The sequence below is a fragment of the Rhodoferax sp. GT1R46 genome (assembly GCF_056521285.1).
Genome location: NZ_JBWMBC010000001.1, coordinates 125,980 through 143,234, shown reverse-complemented (window position 1 = coordinate 143,234; position 17,255 = coordinate 125,980). Strand labels below are relative to the sequence as shown.

Sequence of the window (17,255 nt, the reverse complement as noted above, 5' to 3'; positions counted from 1 at the left end):
TCGTCACAGCCGGTGCCGTCCCGCTCCCGCGCGGCGGACAAGCCCCCCCCTAAGGCGGCAGGTGCGCCGGCCCTTGCCTGTGGCAGCGCTGCAGCGCAAGTGCTAAAAGAGGTACAAGCACCAGCTGCAGCCGCCAGTGTGACGATCGCCCGCGGTACCTACCTTGCACGCCTTGGCAATTGCGCTTTGTGTCACACCGAGCGGGGTGGTGCGCCCTATGCCGGTGGAAAGCGAATCGACACGCCTTTTGGCGCGGTATTTTCCAGCAACCTGACGCCCCATCCGGCAACAGGCATAGGCTCGTGGTCTGCCCAGGACTTCTGGCGGGCCCTGCACTATGGCGAGTCCAAAGGCGGGCGCCTGCTCTACCCGGCGTTTCCTTACACCAACTACACCCAGGTCACCCGGGAAGACTCGGACGCCCTTTACGCCTATCTGCAAAGCCTGCCCCCCGTGAACAAACCCAACATGGCACATGCCCTGCGCTGGCCGTACAGCACCCAGTTGGCACTCACCGCGTGGCGGGCGCTGAGCTTTTCTGCGGCACCTGAAGCGGTCTCGTCTTCGATCGACGCGGGCAAGACGGCCGAGTGGAATCGTGGTGCTTACCTGGTGCGGGGTCTTGGCCATTGCAGTGCATGCCATTCAAGCCGCAATGCGTTGGGCGCAATCAATGAGAGCAAGGCGCTGGCCGGCGGAACAGTGCCTGCAAGCAACTGGTATGCCCCCTCGCTGCTCGACCAGCATGAAGCCGGCGTTTCTGGCTGGAGCACCGGCGATATCGCAGCACTGCTGAAAATCGGCACCACGGGCGGTGGCCGTGCCAGCGGCCCCATGGCAGAAGTCGTGCTCAACAGCACGCAATACCTGTCGGATGCCGATGCCAACGCCGTGGCCGTGTATTTGAAGGCTTTGCCATCCCTTCGCTCGGCCACCCCTGCGGCCGCCCTCCCCCAGGCAGGCCGCGCAGATTCCGCCGGCCTGGGCGCAAAGAGCTACGAGAAGTACTGTGCCGAGTGCCACGGAAAGCAGGGCCAGGGAGAGCCTGGGGCCTACCCCGCTTTGGCCGGCAACCGTGCCGTCAATCTGGTCAATCCCACCAACCTGGTCCAGATTGTGTTGAATGGCGGCTTTGCGCCTGCCACTGCGGGCAATCCACGACCCTTTGGCATGCCGCCGTTCCAGTTGCGGCTCAGTGATCCGGAACTGGCAGCGGTATTGACATACATCCGCACTGCGTGGGGTAACACGGGCGGCGCGGTCAGCGAGTTTGATATAAACAGACTCCGCCCCGCCCCAACCCGTTAAGGTATGCCCATGCACTCTGCAAAGACCATTTTTGGTGCGTTGGTCCTATTCGTGTTGGCTGGTTGTACCAGCCTGGTAGCCACCGCGCCGGAAAAAGACAAAACCTACGGCATCACCGTGCTGCACACGAATGACCACCATGGCCGTTTTTGGCAAAACGACGATGGTGAATACGGCATGTCGGCTCGCAAGACCGTGATCGACGCCATCCGTCGCGAAGTGTCGGCGTCAGGGGGCTACAGCCTGCTTCTCGACGGCGGTGATGTCAACACCGGCGTACCGGAATCAGACCTGCAAGACGCGGTTCCCGACTTCCAGGGCATGAACCTGCTGGGCTATGACGCCATGGCGGTAGGCAACCACGAGTTCGACAAAAGTCCAGCGGTATTGAAAATGCAGCGGTCTCTGGCCAGGTTTCCCATGCTGTCGGCCAACATCTATTCACAGGGAACGCGTTTATTTGATGCTTATAAGGTGTTCAACCTTGGCGGGGTCCGTGTTGCCGTGATCGGCTTAACCACTGACGACACCCGAAAAATGGCAAATCCGGACAACATCCGCGCCATTGAGTTCAGAAACGCCATCCAGGAAGCGACCCAATTGGTACCCGGGGTGCGCAGCAAGGCAGACGTGGTGATTGCTGCCACCCACATGGGCCACTACGAGAACGGAAACCACGGGACCCAGGCCCCCGGCGACGTGGAGATGGCCCGCGCGGTCACGGGCATTGACCTGATAGTGGGCGGGCACACGCAAAACCCCGCCTGCATGAAGGCTGAAAACAACCTCGACAGAGCCTACGTTCCCGGGGCACCTTGCACGCCCGATCGCCAGAACGGCACCTGGATCGTGCAAGCCCATGAATGGGGCAAGTACGTAGGGCGTGCTGATTTTCAGTACCGCAACGGCGAATTCAGGCTTGTCAAATATTCGCTTATTCCCATCAACCTCAAAAGGCCGGTCAAGGGCGCTGATGGGACTGCAGCCTTGGTGAACTACACGCCCGAAATCGCAGAAGACCAGGACATGCTGGCGCTGCTGCGGCCTTACCGCGCGTTCGGTCAGCAAAAATTACTGGTTGATGTGGGCAACAGTGACGCGCGCCTGGAAGGTGACCGTGCCTTGGTACGCAGCCAACCAACCACGTTGGGCGTACTGGTCGCACAAGCGATGATGGCCAGGACCGGGGCCGATCTTGCTATCGTGAATGCGGGTGGCGTGCGCGACTCATTGCCGGGAGGGCGGATCAACTACAAGGATGTGCTGAAAGTCCATCCGTTTGGCAATACAGTGGTCACGCTGGACTTGAGCGGCGCAGAACTGCTGGACTACCTCGCTACTGCAGCAAAAATGAGCGCTGGCTCTGGTGCATTTCCCCAGTTTTCCGGTGTTGCGTTGACGATCACATCGGGTGGCATCCGGGATGCCCGCATTCAAGGCAACGCTATCGACCCTGCCAGGGTTTACCGCCTGGCTATCAACAGCTTCATGGCGGTGGGAGGTGATGGCTACCCCCGAATGGACGCGCATAAAAGTTTTGTGAACACCGGCTTTGTTGATGCAGATGTATTGCGAAGCTTTATTGCGTCCAACAGCCCCTTGAGGGCAGCCGCCTTTGAGCCAGGCAACAGCGTGACCCGCACTGACCGATGAACAACCCCGCACGCCGTAAAAAATTCCGTGTGATTCCACGACCAGCTCACCTGTCTGGCAAAGCGGGACGCGCAGCGCAGGCATTGCTCGTTGACGGCTATGCCCCGGGGCAGATGATTGAAGACCTGCGCAAGTACCAGTCCGAACTGGAAGTACAGAACAAGGCCCTGCGGTACAGCCAGCAGGAAGCAGAAGGCGCATCAGAGCGATTTGCCACGCTTTTTTCCAACGTACCGCTGGCACTTATGGTGGTTGACGAAGAAGGTCTTGTCTTGGCGAGCAATGCGATGGCTCTGCAGCTGCTGCAGCCACTGGAGAACGATCCGCCGCTGAATTTTTTGTTGCCTTTTGTTGCAGAAGGACATGCCGACGAAGTGGCTGTGGCGTTTCTGAGCGCAAAAGCGGAGCGAACCAGTGAAGTCAACGAAGTGGTATTTCTCGCAGGCTCCAACGGCACATTCACGGGCGATTTGCATATCGCCCGTATTGAAAACCCGCTGGATGAGTTGGCCCATTTCATCTGCGCCATCATTGATCAGCGACCTTTGCTTGCACAACGGCATGCACTACAGGAGAGCGCAGTGGTGCTGCGCCAACGCAACGAAGACTTGCTGCTGAGCGAAAAACGCATGGCGGCGATCATCAACTCCTCACTGGACGCTATTTTGTGCGTGGATGAAAATCAGTGCATTACCGTATTCAATCCCGCAGCCACCACCTTATTCGAGTGTCCTGCGGAAATGGCCTTTGGGAGCAAGCTCGGGCGGTTTTTGCCGCACGTAGAAAACGCGCTGCTCGCCGGAATTTCGTCGTCGCAGACGACCCTCGGTGAGTTCCAGGCGACCACGCTGCTGGGCAAGGACATATTTGTTGAAATCAGCGTGTCGCTTGAAAGGCGATTGCGCGCCCGGTCGCCCTTGATTCAGCCGTCGATGACAACTGCAGAGCTGCGCAGCGAATACAGTCCCCCGGGCGCGGTCACCACCATTTTTGCCCGCGATCTGACTGCCAAAAAGCTGGCTGAGGCCCGCCGGGTGACCCTGGAAACCCAACTGCGGGAATCGCAAAAGATGCAGGCCATGGGCACTATGGCCGGTGGAATTGCCCACGATTTCAACAATATTTTGAGCGCCATTCTCGGCAACGTCGACCTGGCGAAACAGGACACTCCCCAAGGTGCCCCGGCACGGACCAGTTTGCAGGAAATTGAAAAGGCTGGAAGACGCGCCCGCGATCTGGTGCGGCAAATTCTCACATTCAGCCGCAATGAGGCGCCCAAACGCATACCGATCCAGTTGGCCGAGGTTGTGCAGGAGACGGCACGACTGGTCAGGGTCACCCTTCCTCCTTTGGTGGATTTGAAAGTCGTCCTTGACGAAGTCAGCTTCCCGGTGCTGGCCGACGCCACCCAGGTGGAACAGGCACTTCTGAACCTGTGTACCAACGCTATTCTTGCCATCGGCAGTGCCAAGGGTGCAGTCACTATCGATTTGGCGAGTTGCGAATTGGGTCAGCCCCTGAGTGGCCGCGTCGGATTGCCTACCGCCCGCTACGTCACCCTTCGAGTCACGGACACCGGTCGGGGAATGTCTTCTGAGACCATGGGGCGCATTTTCGAACCCTTTTTCACCACCCGCGTGGTCGGGCAGGGAACAGGCCTCGGGCTGTCCGTCGTACACGGCATCATGCAAACGCACCAAGGCGCTGTCGACGTACAAAGTGCGCCGGGCCACGGCAGTGTTTTCACACTGTATTTTCCGACCACCGAAGAACAACCCCAAGCCCCCGTCATGGAACCCCTTCACACAGAACCGGTGCAGGGCAATGGGCGTCACGTGATGTATGTCGATGACGATCAAGCGCTGGTATTCTTGATTGCTCGGGTGCTCACGCGAAAGGGCTTCAAAGTAACCACGTTCAGCGACCCTCTGGAAGCCAAGGCGGCATTGCAGGACCACCCGGAGGCCTTTGACTTGCTCGTAAGCGACTACAACATGCCTGGCTACAGCGGAATCGACCTGTTGCGTGACGCCAAACGGATTCGCCCGGATTTGCCCGTGGCACTTGCCTCCGGGTATGTCACCCCGGAGCTGGAGCAAAGCGCCATACAAGAGGGCGCCAGCGCGCTGATCTACAAACCCAACGACGTCAACGAGTTCTGTGAAACCGTGCAGCGCTTGGTAACCGGTAGCGATGCAGCCTGATGTGATGCAGGATGGCGACCCTGTCAGGTACGTTCATGTGGACGACGCCGTCCTGGTGCTGGACAAACCGGCTGGGCTTCTTTCGGTGCCCGGTCGCGGCCCCGACAAGCAAGACTGTCTGAGTGCCCGGGTTCAGGCGCAGTACGCGGATGCGCTGGTGGTTCACCGACTGGATATGGCCACCTCGGGCCTGATTGTCATGGGGCGCAGTGCCACGATGCAGCGAGCCCTCAGCAGTGCTTTTGAGCACCGTCTGGTGCGCAAGCGTTACGTGGCGGTGGTCAGCGGGCACCTGGACGCAGCCGATGGCGAATGGCAGGTGATCAACCTGCCCATTGGGGTCGACTGGCCCAATCGCCCGCGCCGGGTCATCGATCCGCAAAACGGGCAACCGAGCACGACCCGTTTTCGGGTGATGCACGCAGACCCTTTGAACAACACCACCCGTATCGAGCTTGAACCGGTGACCGGTCGTACCCACCAGCTGCGCGTTCACCTGCTGGCCATCGGGCACCCCATTTTGGGGGATATGCTGTACGGGCCGGCTGAGGCAGCCGATAGGTCACCTCGTCTGCTGTTGCATGCCTGTGCACTGGCGTTCGCACACCCCCACGATGGAAAAATGCTGCAACTCGCAAGCCCGGCCGATTTTTGAGGCCAACAGTTCCACAAGACCACGAAGCGGCACGCCCGCTTCCCTGCGCCTAAAATGCCAAAGTGACCACCATACTCAACGCCGACCTCCATTGCCACTCCATCGTCTCAGACGGCACGCTCACACCAGAAGCCCTGGCCGCGCGTGCCAGCGCAAATGGCGTTGAATTGTGGGCGTTGACCGACCACGACGAAGTCGGCGGACAACACCGTGCGGCGGCCGCAGCCAAAGCCGAAGGCATGCGTTACCTGACAGGGACTGAAATCTCGGTCACCTTCGTGGGCCAGACTGTGCACATCGTCGGTTTGGGATTTGATCCCGATGACGCGGACCTTCTGCAGGGGCTGCGTCAGACACGGGGCGGGCGCGAGCAACGGGCCATGGAAATGTCAGATGGCCTGGCCAAAGTGGGAATCAACGGAGCTTATGAAGGCGCACTCAAGTTTGTGGGCAATCCGGAACTCATCTCCCGCACCCACTTTGCACGTTTTCTGGTCGAAAGTGGTGTGTGCAAGGAAACCAATGAAGTGTTTCGCAAGTTCCTGACTGAAGGCAAGCCGGGGTTTGTTCCGCACCGCTGGGCGTCGCTCAAGGATGCCGTCACCTGGATTGCCGGGGCTGGCGGCATGGCCGTCATTGCACACCCGGCACGGTACAAATTCACGCCGAACGAGGAGTTCGCCCTCTTCACCGAGTTCAAGGCGCATGGCGGCCAGGGTGTTGAAGTGGTGACGGGTAGCCACAGTGCGGCCGAGTACCTCATTTACGCCGATGCGGCACGCGAGTACGGATTGGCTGCCTCCAGAGGCAGCGACTTCCACAGCCCGGACGAGAGCCACACGGAACTGGGCACCCTGCCCTACCTGCCAGGCAACCTGACTCCGGTGTGGGAAGCGCTGGCTTCGCGCATTCAATAAGCCCCTCCCATAAACTCTTTTCCCGACTACCGAGACCCTTTCAACGGCATGGCCCAATATTTCGAAGTACACCCAGAAAATCCCCAGCCACGGCTACTGAAACAAGCGGTGGCCCTTTTGGAGAAGGGCGGCATTCTGGCCGTACCCACCGACTCCAGCTACGCCCTGGTTTGCCATCTGGACGACAAAACGGCGGTTGACAATATGCGCCGCATCCGGGGCGTTGACGACAAACACCACCTCACGCTGCTGTGCCGCGATCTGAGCGAATTGGCCAGCTACGCCAAGGTCGACAACACGCAATTTCGCTTGCTCAAGTCGGCCACTCCGGGTCCGTTCACTTTCATTCTGGAGGCCAGCAAGGAAGTTCCACGGCGCGTCAGTCATCCGTCACGCAAGACCATCGGGCTGCGCGTTCCCGAGCATGCAGCACTCCAGGCCCTGCTAGCCCTCCACAATGGGGCGTTGCTAGCTACCACTTTGATAGCACCCGGTGAAACCGAACCGATGAACGACGCGCAGGAAATCCGTGAGCGGTTTGAGAACGTGATTGCCGGCGTGGTCGACGCAGGCGCCTGCCCGCTGGAGCCCACCACAGTGGTCGACTTGACCACCGGCGAGCCGCAGATTATTCGGCAGGGCCGCGGCGACATGGCCAAGCTGGGACTTTAAAACACATGAACTTTGCACACCTCATCCAAACCGTAGCGCTTTACGCGCTGCCGGTGCTCTTTGCCATCACCATTCATGAAGCAGCCCACGGGTATGCGGCGCGGCATTTCGGTGACAACACCGCCTGGAAGCTGGGCCGAGTCACCCTGAACCCCATGCGCCACATCGATCCGGTGGGCACCGTTTTGATGCCATTGCTGCTCTACTTCGCAACATCGGGCGCATTTTTGTTTGGCTATGCCAAACCTGTGCCCGTCCGTTTTGGCAATTTGCGCAACCCCAAGCGCGACATGATCTGGGTGGCGCTGGCAGGACCTGGGGCCAACTTTGTGCAGGCTTTGCTGTGGGGTATTCTGCTATTCGTCCTGCAAGGCTCTGGAGTTTCCGAGCCCTTTTTTCTCAAAATGTGCCAGGGCGGAGTATTGGTGAACGTTGTCATGTTTGCGTTCAACCTGTTTCCTCTGCCCCCGTTGGACGGTGGACGCATCCTGGTGGGTCTGCTGCCGCACCGCCAGGCGGAGTGGGTGTCACGTGTTGAGCCATGGGGCTTTTTCATTGTCATGGCGCTGGTGATCGCCGGTGTGGTCAGCAGCCTGTGGATGCAGCCCGTCATGGCGCTGACTTTTGGCTTGCTGGACATTCTGCTCACACCTTTTTCCGCCCTGATTCGCTAGTTCACACGCTGTCCACTCCATGAGTTCTACCCGCTTTCTCACCGGCATCACAACCTCCGGAACCCCCCACTTGGGCAACTATGTTGGCTCCATCCGGCCGGCCGTGCAGGCCAGCCTGACAGCCGGCGTAGAGAGCTTTTATTTTCTGGCCGACTACCACGCACTCATCAAAATCGATGAACCCGCGCGCATTCAACGCTCGACCCTGGAAATCGCCGCCAGTTGGCTGGCCGCAGGGTTGAACCCCGAGCGCGTCACCTTCTACCGGCAGTCGGATGTTCCGGAAATTCCCGAACTCACGTGGCTACTGACCTGCGTAACGGGCAAGGGTGTACTCAACCGTGCACATGCCTACAAGGCGGCAGTGGATAAAAACACGGCCACAGGCCAGGACCCCGACACCGACGTCAACGCCGGGCTCTTCATGTACCCCGTTTTAATGGGCGCGGACATTCTCATGTTCAACGCCCATAAAGTGCCTGTGGGGCGCGACCAAATTCAACATATCGAGATGGCGCGTGACATGGCGCACAGCTTCAACCACCGGTATGGCGAGCACTTCGTGCCACCGCAAGCCGTCATCGAAGAATCTGTGGCCACATTGCCGGGGCTCGATGGACGCAAAATGAGCAAGAGCTACGACAACACGATTCCGTTGTTTGCACCACGCGAACAGCTCAAGAAACTCATCGCAGGCATCGTTACCGATTCCCGCGCGCCGGGTGAACCCAAGGACACGGAAGGCTCTGCCCTTTTTCAGATCTACCAGGCCTTCGCCAGCGAACAAGAAACCCAAGCGCTGCGCCAGGCCTACGCCAGCGGCATAACCTGGGGCGATGCCAAGCAGGTGCTGTTCGAGCGCATCGACCGCGAGATTGCACCCATGCGTGAATCCTATGAAGCACTGATCAACGACCCCAACAAAATTGAAGCGATTTTGTTGGCTGGTGCAGCCAAGGCACGCCAAGTCGCTACACCTTTCATGGGTGCGCTGCGCCACGCCGTGGGCCTGCGCAAGCTCGGCGACCAGCCTGTTGGAGGGCCCAAAAAAGCGGCTAAGACGGCCTTGCCCAGCTTCAAGCAATACCGCGAGGCAGATGGCCAGTTTCGCTTCAAGCTGGTTGATGCACAAGGCCACTTGTTGCTGCAAAGCCTTGGATTTGAATCGCCCAAACTGGCGGCGCAGACCATTGCCCTATTGCAGCGTGACGGGGTCGCTGCCCTGGCCGGGCTGACGGATCAACTGCAACCACTCCCGGTTGACGCGAGTAAGGTGGGAGCCGCCCTGGCCTTGCTGACCGCAGGCGCCTAATGCAGCAATACGCTGGCGTATCCACAGACCCTCTCTGGCTCCCTGTGCAGCGAATCTACCGCCTCACACCAATAGCGTCTGCATTCAAATTGACTGACAAACCATCTAGACTCCACTGAGCAATACCGCTGTATCCAACCCGATTGTCATGACCCCTTTTTCAAAAGCCATTCCTCTCTTCCTCGCGTTGACCGCCTTTGGACCGCAAACTTTTGCAGCCGAGACGGAGACGCTGCCCTCTGGCGTGAAGATCTTGCACACCGTGCAAGGCACAGGCGCATTCCCAAAAGCCAGTGATACGGTGAAAGTTCATTACCGCGGCACTCTGGCGGACGGTAAAGAATTTGACAGCTCGTACAAGCGCAATGCACCGGCCTCGTTTCCCCTAAACCGTGTCGTGCCCTGCTGGACCGAAGGCATGCAGAAAATCAAGGTGGGCGGCAAAGCGACGCTGACCTGCCCGCCGGCTACCGCTTATGGGGACCGTGGAGCCGGCGGCGTGGTGCCACCTAACGCAACCCTGACGTTTGAAGTGGAACTGCTGGCTATCGAAAAGTAGAAATTACCGCCAGTTGGGGCGGGCACTTACAAAGAGCCAAATCGCGAGGGCTTCGCGCTGGGGTGGTGCCCTTTGAACAGAAGTGTTATTTTGTCCAGCGCTTCCCGCGCTGCGGCCTCATCCCGGCAGGCCGAGATCGCATGCATCAGATCGGGCCGTAGGTACCAGAGCTCCGAAACATCCCGCGCTGCGCTGATTCTTGAATCCAGCCAGTCGTACAGGCTATCGTGGCAATGCGCGTCAAGTGCCTTCAGCATGCCGCTACGAATCCGCTCGACAACAAACTCGCGAGTATCGGAAATATCGTGACCCAGCAAGGCCCAAAAACTGTCTCTTAAACGCATGCCACCATTTCCCCGATCTTTGTACACCCCCCAAGAGAGATGGGGGTCACTTTACAGCATGGCCTGCGATACTGCTGTGACAAATTGTTAATGCGACAGCGAATGCCATAGAAAAAGCCCCGTGCTACAAAATTAGTAGCTACGGGGCCTTTATTCATGGAGGAGAAGGTGGGATTCGAACCCACGGTACCTTACGGTACGCCTGATTTCGAGTCAGGTACATTCGGCCACTCTGCCACTTCTCCAGAATCGAGCCGTGATTCTATCAGGCCTCAGACGTACTTATCGCACGACGGCAACCATCGTCACCATTCCGCCCAGGTAAGGACGAAGCGCCTCTGGCACGGTGACACTGCCATCCGCATTTTGGTAATTTTCCAGCACAGCCACCAGCGTGCGGCCAACAGCCAGACCAGAGCCATTGAGTGTGTGTACTAACTCATTCTTACCCTGTGCATTCTTGAATCGGGCCTGCAAGCGGCGTGACTGAAAGGCCTCGCAATTGGAGATCGAACTAATTTCCCGAAAAGTGTTTTGCGCAGGCAGCCAGACCTCCAGGTCATAGGTCTTGGTAGCGCCAAAACCCATGTCACCCGTACACAGACTCATCACCCGATAGGGCAAACCCAGCTTCTGCAAAATAGCTTCGGCATGTCCTGTCATCTCTTCCAGCACGGCGTAGCTGGTGTCCGGGTGCACAATTTGCACCATCTCCACCTTGTCGAACTGGTGCTGGCGAATCAGGCCACGCGTGTCACGCCCGGCGCTGCCCGCCTCCGATCGAAAGCACGGGGTGTGCGCAGTCAGCTTGATTGGAAGGTCAGCCTCGGCAAGGACCTCATCCCGCACAAAGTTGGTCAATGGCACCTCGCTGGTGGGTATCAGGTACAGCGCGGTATTGTCGGGCTGGGCTTCGCCCTCTTGCCCGCCTTTCCTGGCTGCAAACAGATCGCCCTCAAACTTGGGCAACTGACCCGTACCTCGAAGTGACTCCCCGTTCACGGCGTATGGAACATAACACTCGGTGTATCCGTGCTCCTGGGTTTGCACATCCAGCATGAACTGGCTGAGCGCACGGTGCATACGCGCTACCGGCCCCTTCATCACGGTAAAACGCGACCCGGAAAGCTTGACGCCCATCTCGAAATCCAGACCCAGCGGCGTGCCGACATCCACATGGTCTTTGGCTTCAAAGTCCATTTGGCGCGGGGCGCCCCAGCGGCGTACTTCAACGTTGCCCGACTCGTCCACACCGCGCGGAACGCTTTCGTGCGGCAAATTCGGCACAGCCAGCAGCAGGGTTTGCAGTTCTGCCTGAATAGCATCGAGACGCAAGGCGGATGCATCGAGTTCGCCCTTGATGGAGCCTACTTCTGCCATTACCGCGTCGGTGGACTCCCCCTTGGATTTGAGCTGCCCGATCAGCTTGCTCGATGCATTGCGTTTGGCCTGCAACTCCTCGGTGCGTATCTGTATGGTTTTACGCTCGGATTCCAGCAGCTTGAACGCTGTCACGTCAAGAAAAGTCTGCGGCTGCTTGCGTGTTTCCAGGTGTGTGATGACTGAATCGAGGTCTTTGCGGAGGGTGGTGATGTCTAGCATGGGTGGAATTGTAGGGGGAGCAGCCAGGCTTGCCGGAAGTTGTTGATGAAAACCAACTGGTACACGCGCAGTCTGATCCCAGACTTTTCTGAGGCCTGCAAACTGCTGCTGGCGTGCCGCTGCGGTGCGACGAGCCAGCTGACTTCATGACATTCGGCGTGAACCTGTTTGGCCTAGGAAAATGGCACAGCGTGGACCGCACCGTCGGGCAGCTGGCCTTACTCCGGCGTTGTCTCAGGCGCGGACAACAGCGGGTGTGCCGTCCGTTGGGAGCTGGTTCTTGCTCATCATGGCCTCGAACGCAGTGGCTACGATCGGGTGGCTGAAATAATAACCCTGCGCCTCGTTGCAGCCCCATGTGCGCAGCAGAGTCGCCTGCGCCAGCGTCTCCACGCCCTCGGCCACAACGGACTTTTGCAGCGCGTGCGCCATAGCGATGATGGCTTGCACAACCGTGCCGGCGCCCTCATCGTGAGCCAGATCACGGACGAAGGATTGATCAATTTTCAGCACGTCGATCGGCAACTTCCTGAGATAAGCCATTGAGGAATATCCGGTACCGAAATCGTCGAGTGCCACCGACACGCCAAGCTGCCTGAGCTGGCCCAGCACTTCAATCACAGCATCGACGTCGTCGATCAGAATGCCTTCCGTCACTTCAAGCTCCAGCGTGTGCGGTGCAATACCGGAGGAGTCGAGTGCCTGCTGCACCAGCGCGACCAAGTTATTGGTCTTGAACTGTCGCCCCGAAACGTTGACCGCCACGGTGCCGATAGCGAAGCCGGCAGCTTGCCACACCGCAAGCTGCTCGCAGACATGGCGCAGGACCCAGGGACCGATTTCGTCGATCAGGCCAACCTCCTCGGCCAATGGGATGAAAGTGGCAGGCGACACCCGACCCAACTCCGGGTGGTGCCAGCGCAACAGCGCTTCGGCACCAAGCAAACGGCCATCGTGCAGGTCGATGCGCGGCTGGTAGTGCATGGACAGCTGCTTGCGCGCGATGGCCAGGCGCAACTCGTGCTCCATCCAGGCACGCTCGCGCTGCTCGACGTTCATGCTGTCCTCAAAGAAAACCAAGCGGCCCCGACCGGCGGCCTTGGCCCGGTACATGGCAATGTCGGCATGCTTGAGCAATTCTTCTGCCGTCGTGCCATCGGCCGGAAACACCGATATACCGATGCTGGCGCCGATGAAACATTCGGTACCGTCGATCTGGAACGGTTGGGCCAGCGAAGCCAGGATTTGCCCAGCCAGCTTGGCAGCCTGCTGGGGGCTTGGCAGACCGGTCAGCAGCACGACAAACTCATCGCCACCGAGTCGCGCCACCGTGTCACATTCCCGCACGCAAGCGCGCAACCGGCTGGCGGTCACACGCAGAAGCCGATCGCCGCCGTCATGACCCAGGGTGTCATTGACGCTCTTGAAACGGTCGAGGTCAAGAAACAACAGCGCCAGTTGGCTGCCATCTCGGCGCGCGTGCGCCAATTCCTGCTGCAGACGCTCACGCAGAAGCGCCCTGTTGGGCAGACCGGTCAGATCGTCGTGGTGCGCACGGAATACCAACTGCGCCTCGCGTGCCTGCGCCGCAAGGGCAACACCGACCCGGTTGCCCAGATCACGGGCCTGTTCGATCAACTCGTCACTGATAGCCTGCTGATTGCCCACGCCGATCACCAGCGTACCGAGGACTTCGCTGCGCCAGAAAATGGGAAGCACAAAACAGCGTGTTGCGCCAAAGCTAGCCTGCATGGAAATAAAGCCCGGAACCTCCGACCCATGGACATCAAGCCACGTACCATCGCGGTAGCGGGCAAAGTCCACCACGCTCGGTGATTCGAGAGGTACCTGAGCCTGAACCGTCTGCAGGTCGGCGTTGTGCCGCAGATACGCCGTTCCAAAGTGGGCGCCAACCTGATCGAACACGATCACACCAATCACGGCCGTGGGCAGAATTTCCAGCAGACGCGCCTGCACCCGCGCAATGATTTGCTCAATGTCGAGGTGTGACAGGATCTCCTGATCAATCCCGGACAGAGCGCGCATCGCACCCATCTGGCGTCCGAGACGGTTGGCCATACTATTGAGCGACTGCGCCAGCTGGCCAAACTCGTCATCCCGCTCGACAGGCACCGGCTTGTCAAATTCCTCCCGGGCGATGCGCTGGGTACCTTCAATCAGACGTTCAAGTGGTACCAGGGTGCGACGAATTTGCACCACGCTCAACAGCGCAACGAGCAGAAGAATCAGCAGCGTGACGCCGAGAAATGTTTGGGTCAGCTGGGTGAGCGACGCAACGGCCAGCCCCCCGGGGCGCAGCGCAACAATAGTCCAGTCCGCAGCGCCGAATTCGGCCTTGAGAAACAGCCCGCTGGTGGCGGACAACCAGCCATCGGCACTGCCGGGATTGCGATCGGCGCCGTGCAAAGCGACCTCGGCAGCAGTTAACCTGACCTTGTCGTTCGAGCAGTACAGCGGCACCGCGCCTTCAGCGAGGACACAGATGTCTGTCGAGTAGGACATTTCCTCGCGATCACCCCACAGATACGCGGGGTCGAGTTCCGCCACCAGGACGCCCCGTTTCGCCTGGGTCTGATCAATCGCGACCGCCAGCCAGGGGGAGGCCCCGGCAGGCCCAGGCAGCAGCAGGGCTACCTCACCCTTGGCCAGATGCGCTGCCGCACGGGGATCGATCCGCGGCGGGCGGTCGCCCAAGGGTTGACCAAAATGCAGCGAGACATCGTCATTGGCGATGAGATAAGTGCGCCGGAACGCCCGCTGCAGCGCAAGCTGGTTCGCGTCGGCTTCCTTGTGGCCGGCACGGATTTGATCCAGGATGAAACGCGCACCAAGCAGGCGATCGTAGAGCGCTCTGGCGTGCGCGCTACCGGCCTGAGCCAGTTGGCGTTGCGCATATTCGGTGACGACGCCACGGACGTGGCTGTAAGACAGCGCCGCCATTATTGCCGCCGGGACAACGGCCGACAGCATGAACATGAAGAACACGCGACGAGCGACGGCACTGCGCAGAAACGTTCCCCGAATGCGCATTCTCATGGCCACCGCCAACCGGCGTCAGGGCTGGTCGTCATTACGGCGAGAAGTCCGAAGCCAGCCCGACGAATGCACCATCGCGCGCACGCACGATATCGTCAAGACTGTCCTTTTGCGTTAGCTGTGTCTTCGATACCCCGTCCTTGCCCATGCTGTAGAGATCGAAGTCGGAATTGATCGGGTTGAGCTTGTGATCCTTTCGTGCACGTCCATGCCCGTTGACGGCGGTCAAATCGACGTACTGATAAACATGACCCCAAGGATCGAGCTTGCCGCCATTGCCGATATCCGCCAGCGAGGCCGGAAACGATCCACCACTAGCAGCATAGTCCGTGATCAGCAGTTGAATGACCCTGATGTCCAGAATCGCCGAGGATCGGTTGATCCGTTCACGGTAGTTGGTGTACATCGGCATCGCGATTGCCGCGAGCACGCCGACCAGCATCACCACGAGCAGGAGTTCAACGAGTGTCAGGCCAGCCTTTTGAATACGTGTCAGATGAAGGCGTTTTGAGCGCATGTTTGAGATTTATGTGCAAATATAAATTGGGTTCTTCTATCGACAAGATAAGGCGTTGGTTATACACGATACGTCGCTATATCCATTTGTTTCAGGTGCACGGTCGTCGGTGCAGAGGGCAAATGTGATCTGTCCGGTTGTGTAAGGTGCCTTTGCAAACGCCAAACCGGCGCCGGGCGCAAGCGCAGGCTCCGCCACCCGCGGCCTCGCGGCCGTTGCACAGGTTGTCGGCACCATCGAGGACACCCTGGAGCAGAGCTCTGGCGTGGGTAAGGTGGGCGCGGTGGTCCATACGCTGGACCAGGGAGCCCAGCCGTTAGCAGACCAAGTGAGCTTCTTCAAACTCAAGTAAGCCAGCGGCCCTGCCTGCGCTAAGCGGGCGAGTCCAGCTTCAGACCTTTGGGCAGCGGGAACTTGACGGTTTCCTCAATACCGTCCATCTTGCGCACCGAAATGGCACCCAGCGCACGGATGCGATCAATCACCTGGCGCACCAGTATTTCGGGAGCGGAAGCCCCGGCCGTCAGCCCGACCCGGCTCTTGCCTTCAAACCACTCGGTCTGCAGTTCGTTGGCACTGTCCACCATGTAGCTGGTGACGCCCAGTTTGCGCGCCAGTTCGGCCAGCCGATTGCTGTTGGAACTGGTAGGGCTGCCCACCACGATCATGATGTCCACCTGCGGCGACATGATCTTGACGGCATCCTGGCGGTTTTGCGTGGCATAGCAAATGTCTTGCTGTTTGGGTGCGCGCACATTCGGAAAACGCGCCTTCACGGCGGCGGCGATGTCCGCGGCATCGTCCACGCTCAGCGTGGTCTGGGTCACCAGGGCGAGTTTGTCGGTCTGGCCTGGTTGGATGCGGGCAACATCGGCCACGTCTTCCACCAGATGAATGCCGCTTTCCAGCTGGCCCATGGTGCCTTCCACCTCCGGGTGCCCCTTGTGGCCGATCATGATGAACTCGTAGCCCTCTTTGTGCAGCTTGGCGACTTCCACATGCACTTTGGTGACCAGTGGGCAGGTTGCGTCAAACACATTGAAGCCGCGCTCCTGCGCCTCGCGCTCAACCGACTTGGGCACACCATGTGCAGAGAAAACCAGTGTAGCCCCCGCTGGTACTGAGTCGAGTGCTTCTATAAAGATAGCACCTTTGGCCTTGAGGTCGTTCACCACATAGGTGTTGTGAACTATTTCATGGCGCACATAGATGGGCGCGCCAAATTTGCTGATGGCGCGCTCGACGATCTCAATGGCGCGGTCCACGCCAGCGCAAAAGCCTCGCGGCTCGGCCAGCAAAATTTCCTGAGGGGGATTCATAGGACACCAATCACTTGCACTTCAAACGTCACGGGCTGGCCTGCCAGCGGATGGTTGAAGTCGAACAGGACAGCCTTGTCGTCGCGCAACTGGAGTACCACGCCAGCGAACTGTCCCTTGTCGTCCGGTGTAGGAAACTGCACTACATCGCCAATGGCATAGTGTTCGCTGGCATCACCCATGCGGGTCAGCACCTTGCGATCCAGCCACTGCTGCATGGCGGGGTTGCGCTCACCAAAGGCGGCGCCTGCGGGCAACTCAAAAGTAGCACGCGCACCCTCCTCCAGGCCCAGTAGCTGTTCTTCGACTGCCGGCGACAACTCTCCGGTGCCCAGAGTCAGCGTGGCGGGTTTGCCATCGAAGGTGTTGATCACATCACCTGCCGGCCCGCTCAGGCGGTAATGCAGGGTCAAAAAAGAGCCGGGCTGAACACGGGGAAGCGCTGAGATCATAAAAGTCCCT

15 protein-coding genes, 1 tRNA gene and 1 pseudogene are annotated in these 17,255 nt (G+C 59.3%); 10 read left to right on the top strand and 7 right to left on the bottom strand.

Going from position 1 to position 17,255, the window contains the following annotated elements; all coding sequences use genetic code 11:
* Nucleotides 1-12 precede the first annotated feature (12 nt).
* The 9 genes from AC097W_RS00690 to AC097W_RS00650 all read left to right on the top strand — a co-directional run bounded on the left by AC097W_RS00690 (nt 13) and on the right by AC097W_RS00650 (nt 9,954).
* Nucleotides 13-1,308, top strand: coding sequence for a c-type cytochrome (locus AC097W_RS00690; RefSeq protein ID WP_479601272.1), 1,296 nt, complete (start codon nt 13-15; stop codon nt 1,306-1,308).
* Between the two features lie 9 nt (nt 1,309-1,317).
* Nucleotides 1,318-2,961, top strand: a complete 1,644-nt coding sequence (gene ushA / locus AC097W_RS00685; protein WP_479600327.1) for a bifunctional UDP-sugar hydrolase/5'-nucleotidase UshA — start codon at nt 1,318-1,320, stop codon at nt 2,959-2,961.
* A complete protein-coding gene (locus AC097W_RS00680; protein WP_479600326.1) occupies nt 2,958-5,165 on the top strand; it encodes a hybrid sensor histidine kinase/response regulator in 2,208 nt (735 codons plus the stop codon). The genes ushA and AC097W_RS00680 overlap by 4 nt, the downstream gene beginning before the upstream one ends.
* On the top strand, nt 5,155-5,820 hold the full coding sequence (locus AC097W_RS00675; RefSeq protein WP_479600325.1) for an RluA family pseudouridine synthase: 666 nt from the start codon (nt 5,155-5,157) through the stop codon (nt 5,818-5,820). Before AC097W_RS00680 ends, AC097W_RS00675 begins: the two co-directional genes overlap by 11 nt.
* A 62-nt stretch (nt 5,821-5,882) precedes the next feature.
* Complete coding sequence (locus tag AC097W_RS00670) at nt 5,883-6,737, top strand: 3',5'-nucleoside bisphosphate phosphatase (protein ID WP_479600324.1); 855 nt, start codon at nt 5,883-5,885, stop codon at nt 6,735-6,737.
* Nucleotides 6,738-6,785: 48 nt separating this feature from the next.
* Nucleotides 6,786-7,409 carry an L-threonylcarbamoyladenylate synthase gene (locus AC097W_RS00665; protein WP_479600323.1) on the top strand — a complete coding sequence of 208 codons (624 nt, stop codon included), beginning with the start codon at nt 6,786-6,788 and terminating at the stop codon, nt 7,407-7,409.
* Between the two features lie 5 nt (nt 7,410-7,414).
* Nucleotides 7,415-8,083: a site-2 protease family protein gene (locus AC097W_RS00660; RefSeq protein ID WP_479600322.1), complete on the top strand. Its 669-nt coding sequence runs from the start codon at nt 7,415-7,417 to the stop codon at nt 8,081-8,083.
* A 19-nt stretch (nt 8,084-8,102) separates the two neighbouring features.
* On the top strand, nt 8,103-9,395 hold the full coding sequence (locus AC097W_RS00655) for a tryptophan--tRNA ligase (RefSeq protein ID WP_479600321.1): 1,293 nt from the start codon (nt 8,103-8,105) through the stop codon (nt 9,393-9,395).
* Nucleotides 9,396-9,543: 148 nt separating this feature from the next.
* Nucleotides 9,544-9,954: an FKBP-type peptidyl-prolyl cis-trans isomerase gene (locus AC097W_RS00650; protein ID WP_479600320.1), complete on the top strand. Its 411-nt coding sequence runs from the start codon at nt 9,544-9,546 to the stop codon at nt 9,952-9,954.
* 26 nt (nt 9,955-9,980) lie between these two features.
* On the opposite strand, the gene AC097W_RS00645 is transcribed toward AC097W_RS00650, so the two are convergent.
* From AC097W_RS00645 to serS, 3 genes are all read right to left on the bottom strand, one after another.
* Entirely contained in the window at nt 9,981-10,298 is a 318-nt protein-coding gene (locus AC097W_RS00645) for a hypothetical protein (protein ID WP_479600319.1), read from the bottom strand.
* 157 nt (nt 10,299-10,455) lie between these two features.
* A tRNA-Ser gene (locus tag AC097W_RS00640) sits at nt 10,456-10,543 on the bottom strand.
* Between the two features lie 37 nt (nt 10,544-10,580).
* Nucleotides 10,581-11,900 (bottom strand): serine--tRNA ligase, encoded by a 1,320-nt coding sequence (gene serS, locus AC097W_RS00635; protein WP_479600318.1) that lies wholly within the window; start codon nt 11,898-11,900, stop codon nt 10,581-10,583.
* A gap of 92 nt (nt 11,901-11,992) precedes the next feature.
* Between serS and AC097W_RS00630 the strand changes: the two are divergent.
* Nucleotides 11,993-12,226: pseudogene (locus AC097W_RS00630) on the top strand (hypothetical protein); the annotation flags it as partial.
* Here AC097W_RS00630 and AC097W_RS00625 read toward each other — a convergent pair.
* The 4 genes from AC097W_RS00625 to AC097W_RS00610 all read right to left on the bottom strand — a co-directional run bounded on the left by AC097W_RS00625 (nt 12,135) and on the right by AC097W_RS00610 (nt 17,245).
* Nucleotides 12,135-14,957 carry a putative bifunctional diguanylate cyclase/phosphodiesterase gene (locus AC097W_RS00625; protein WP_479600317.1) on the bottom strand — a complete coding sequence of 941 codons (2,823 nt, stop codon included), beginning with the start codon at nt 14,955-14,957 and terminating at the stop codon, nt 12,135-12,137. The pseudogene AC097W_RS00630 and the gene AC097W_RS00625 overlap by 92 nt on opposite strands.
* 34 nt (nt 14,958-14,991) lie before the next feature.
* Nucleotides 14,992-15,474 (bottom strand): type IV pilin protein, encoded by a 483-nt coding sequence (locus tag AC097W_RS00620; protein WP_479600316.1) that lies wholly within the window; start codon nt 15,472-15,474, stop codon nt 14,992-14,994.
* A gap of 371 nt (nt 15,475-15,845) precedes the next feature.
* On the bottom strand, nt 15,846-16,793 hold the full coding sequence (gene ispH / locus AC097W_RS00615; protein ID WP_479600315.1) for a 4-hydroxy-3-methylbut-2-enyl diphosphate reductase: 948 nt from the start codon (nt 16,791-16,793) through the stop codon (nt 15,846-15,848).
* Nucleotides 16,790-17,245, bottom strand: a complete 456-nt coding sequence (locus AC097W_RS00610) for an FKBP-type peptidyl-prolyl cis-trans isomerase (protein ID WP_479600314.1) — start codon at nt 17,243-17,245, stop codon at nt 16,790-16,792. Before AC097W_RS00610 ends, ispH begins: the two co-directional genes overlap by 4 nt.
* Nucleotides 17,246-17,255: the final 10 nt, after the last annotated feature.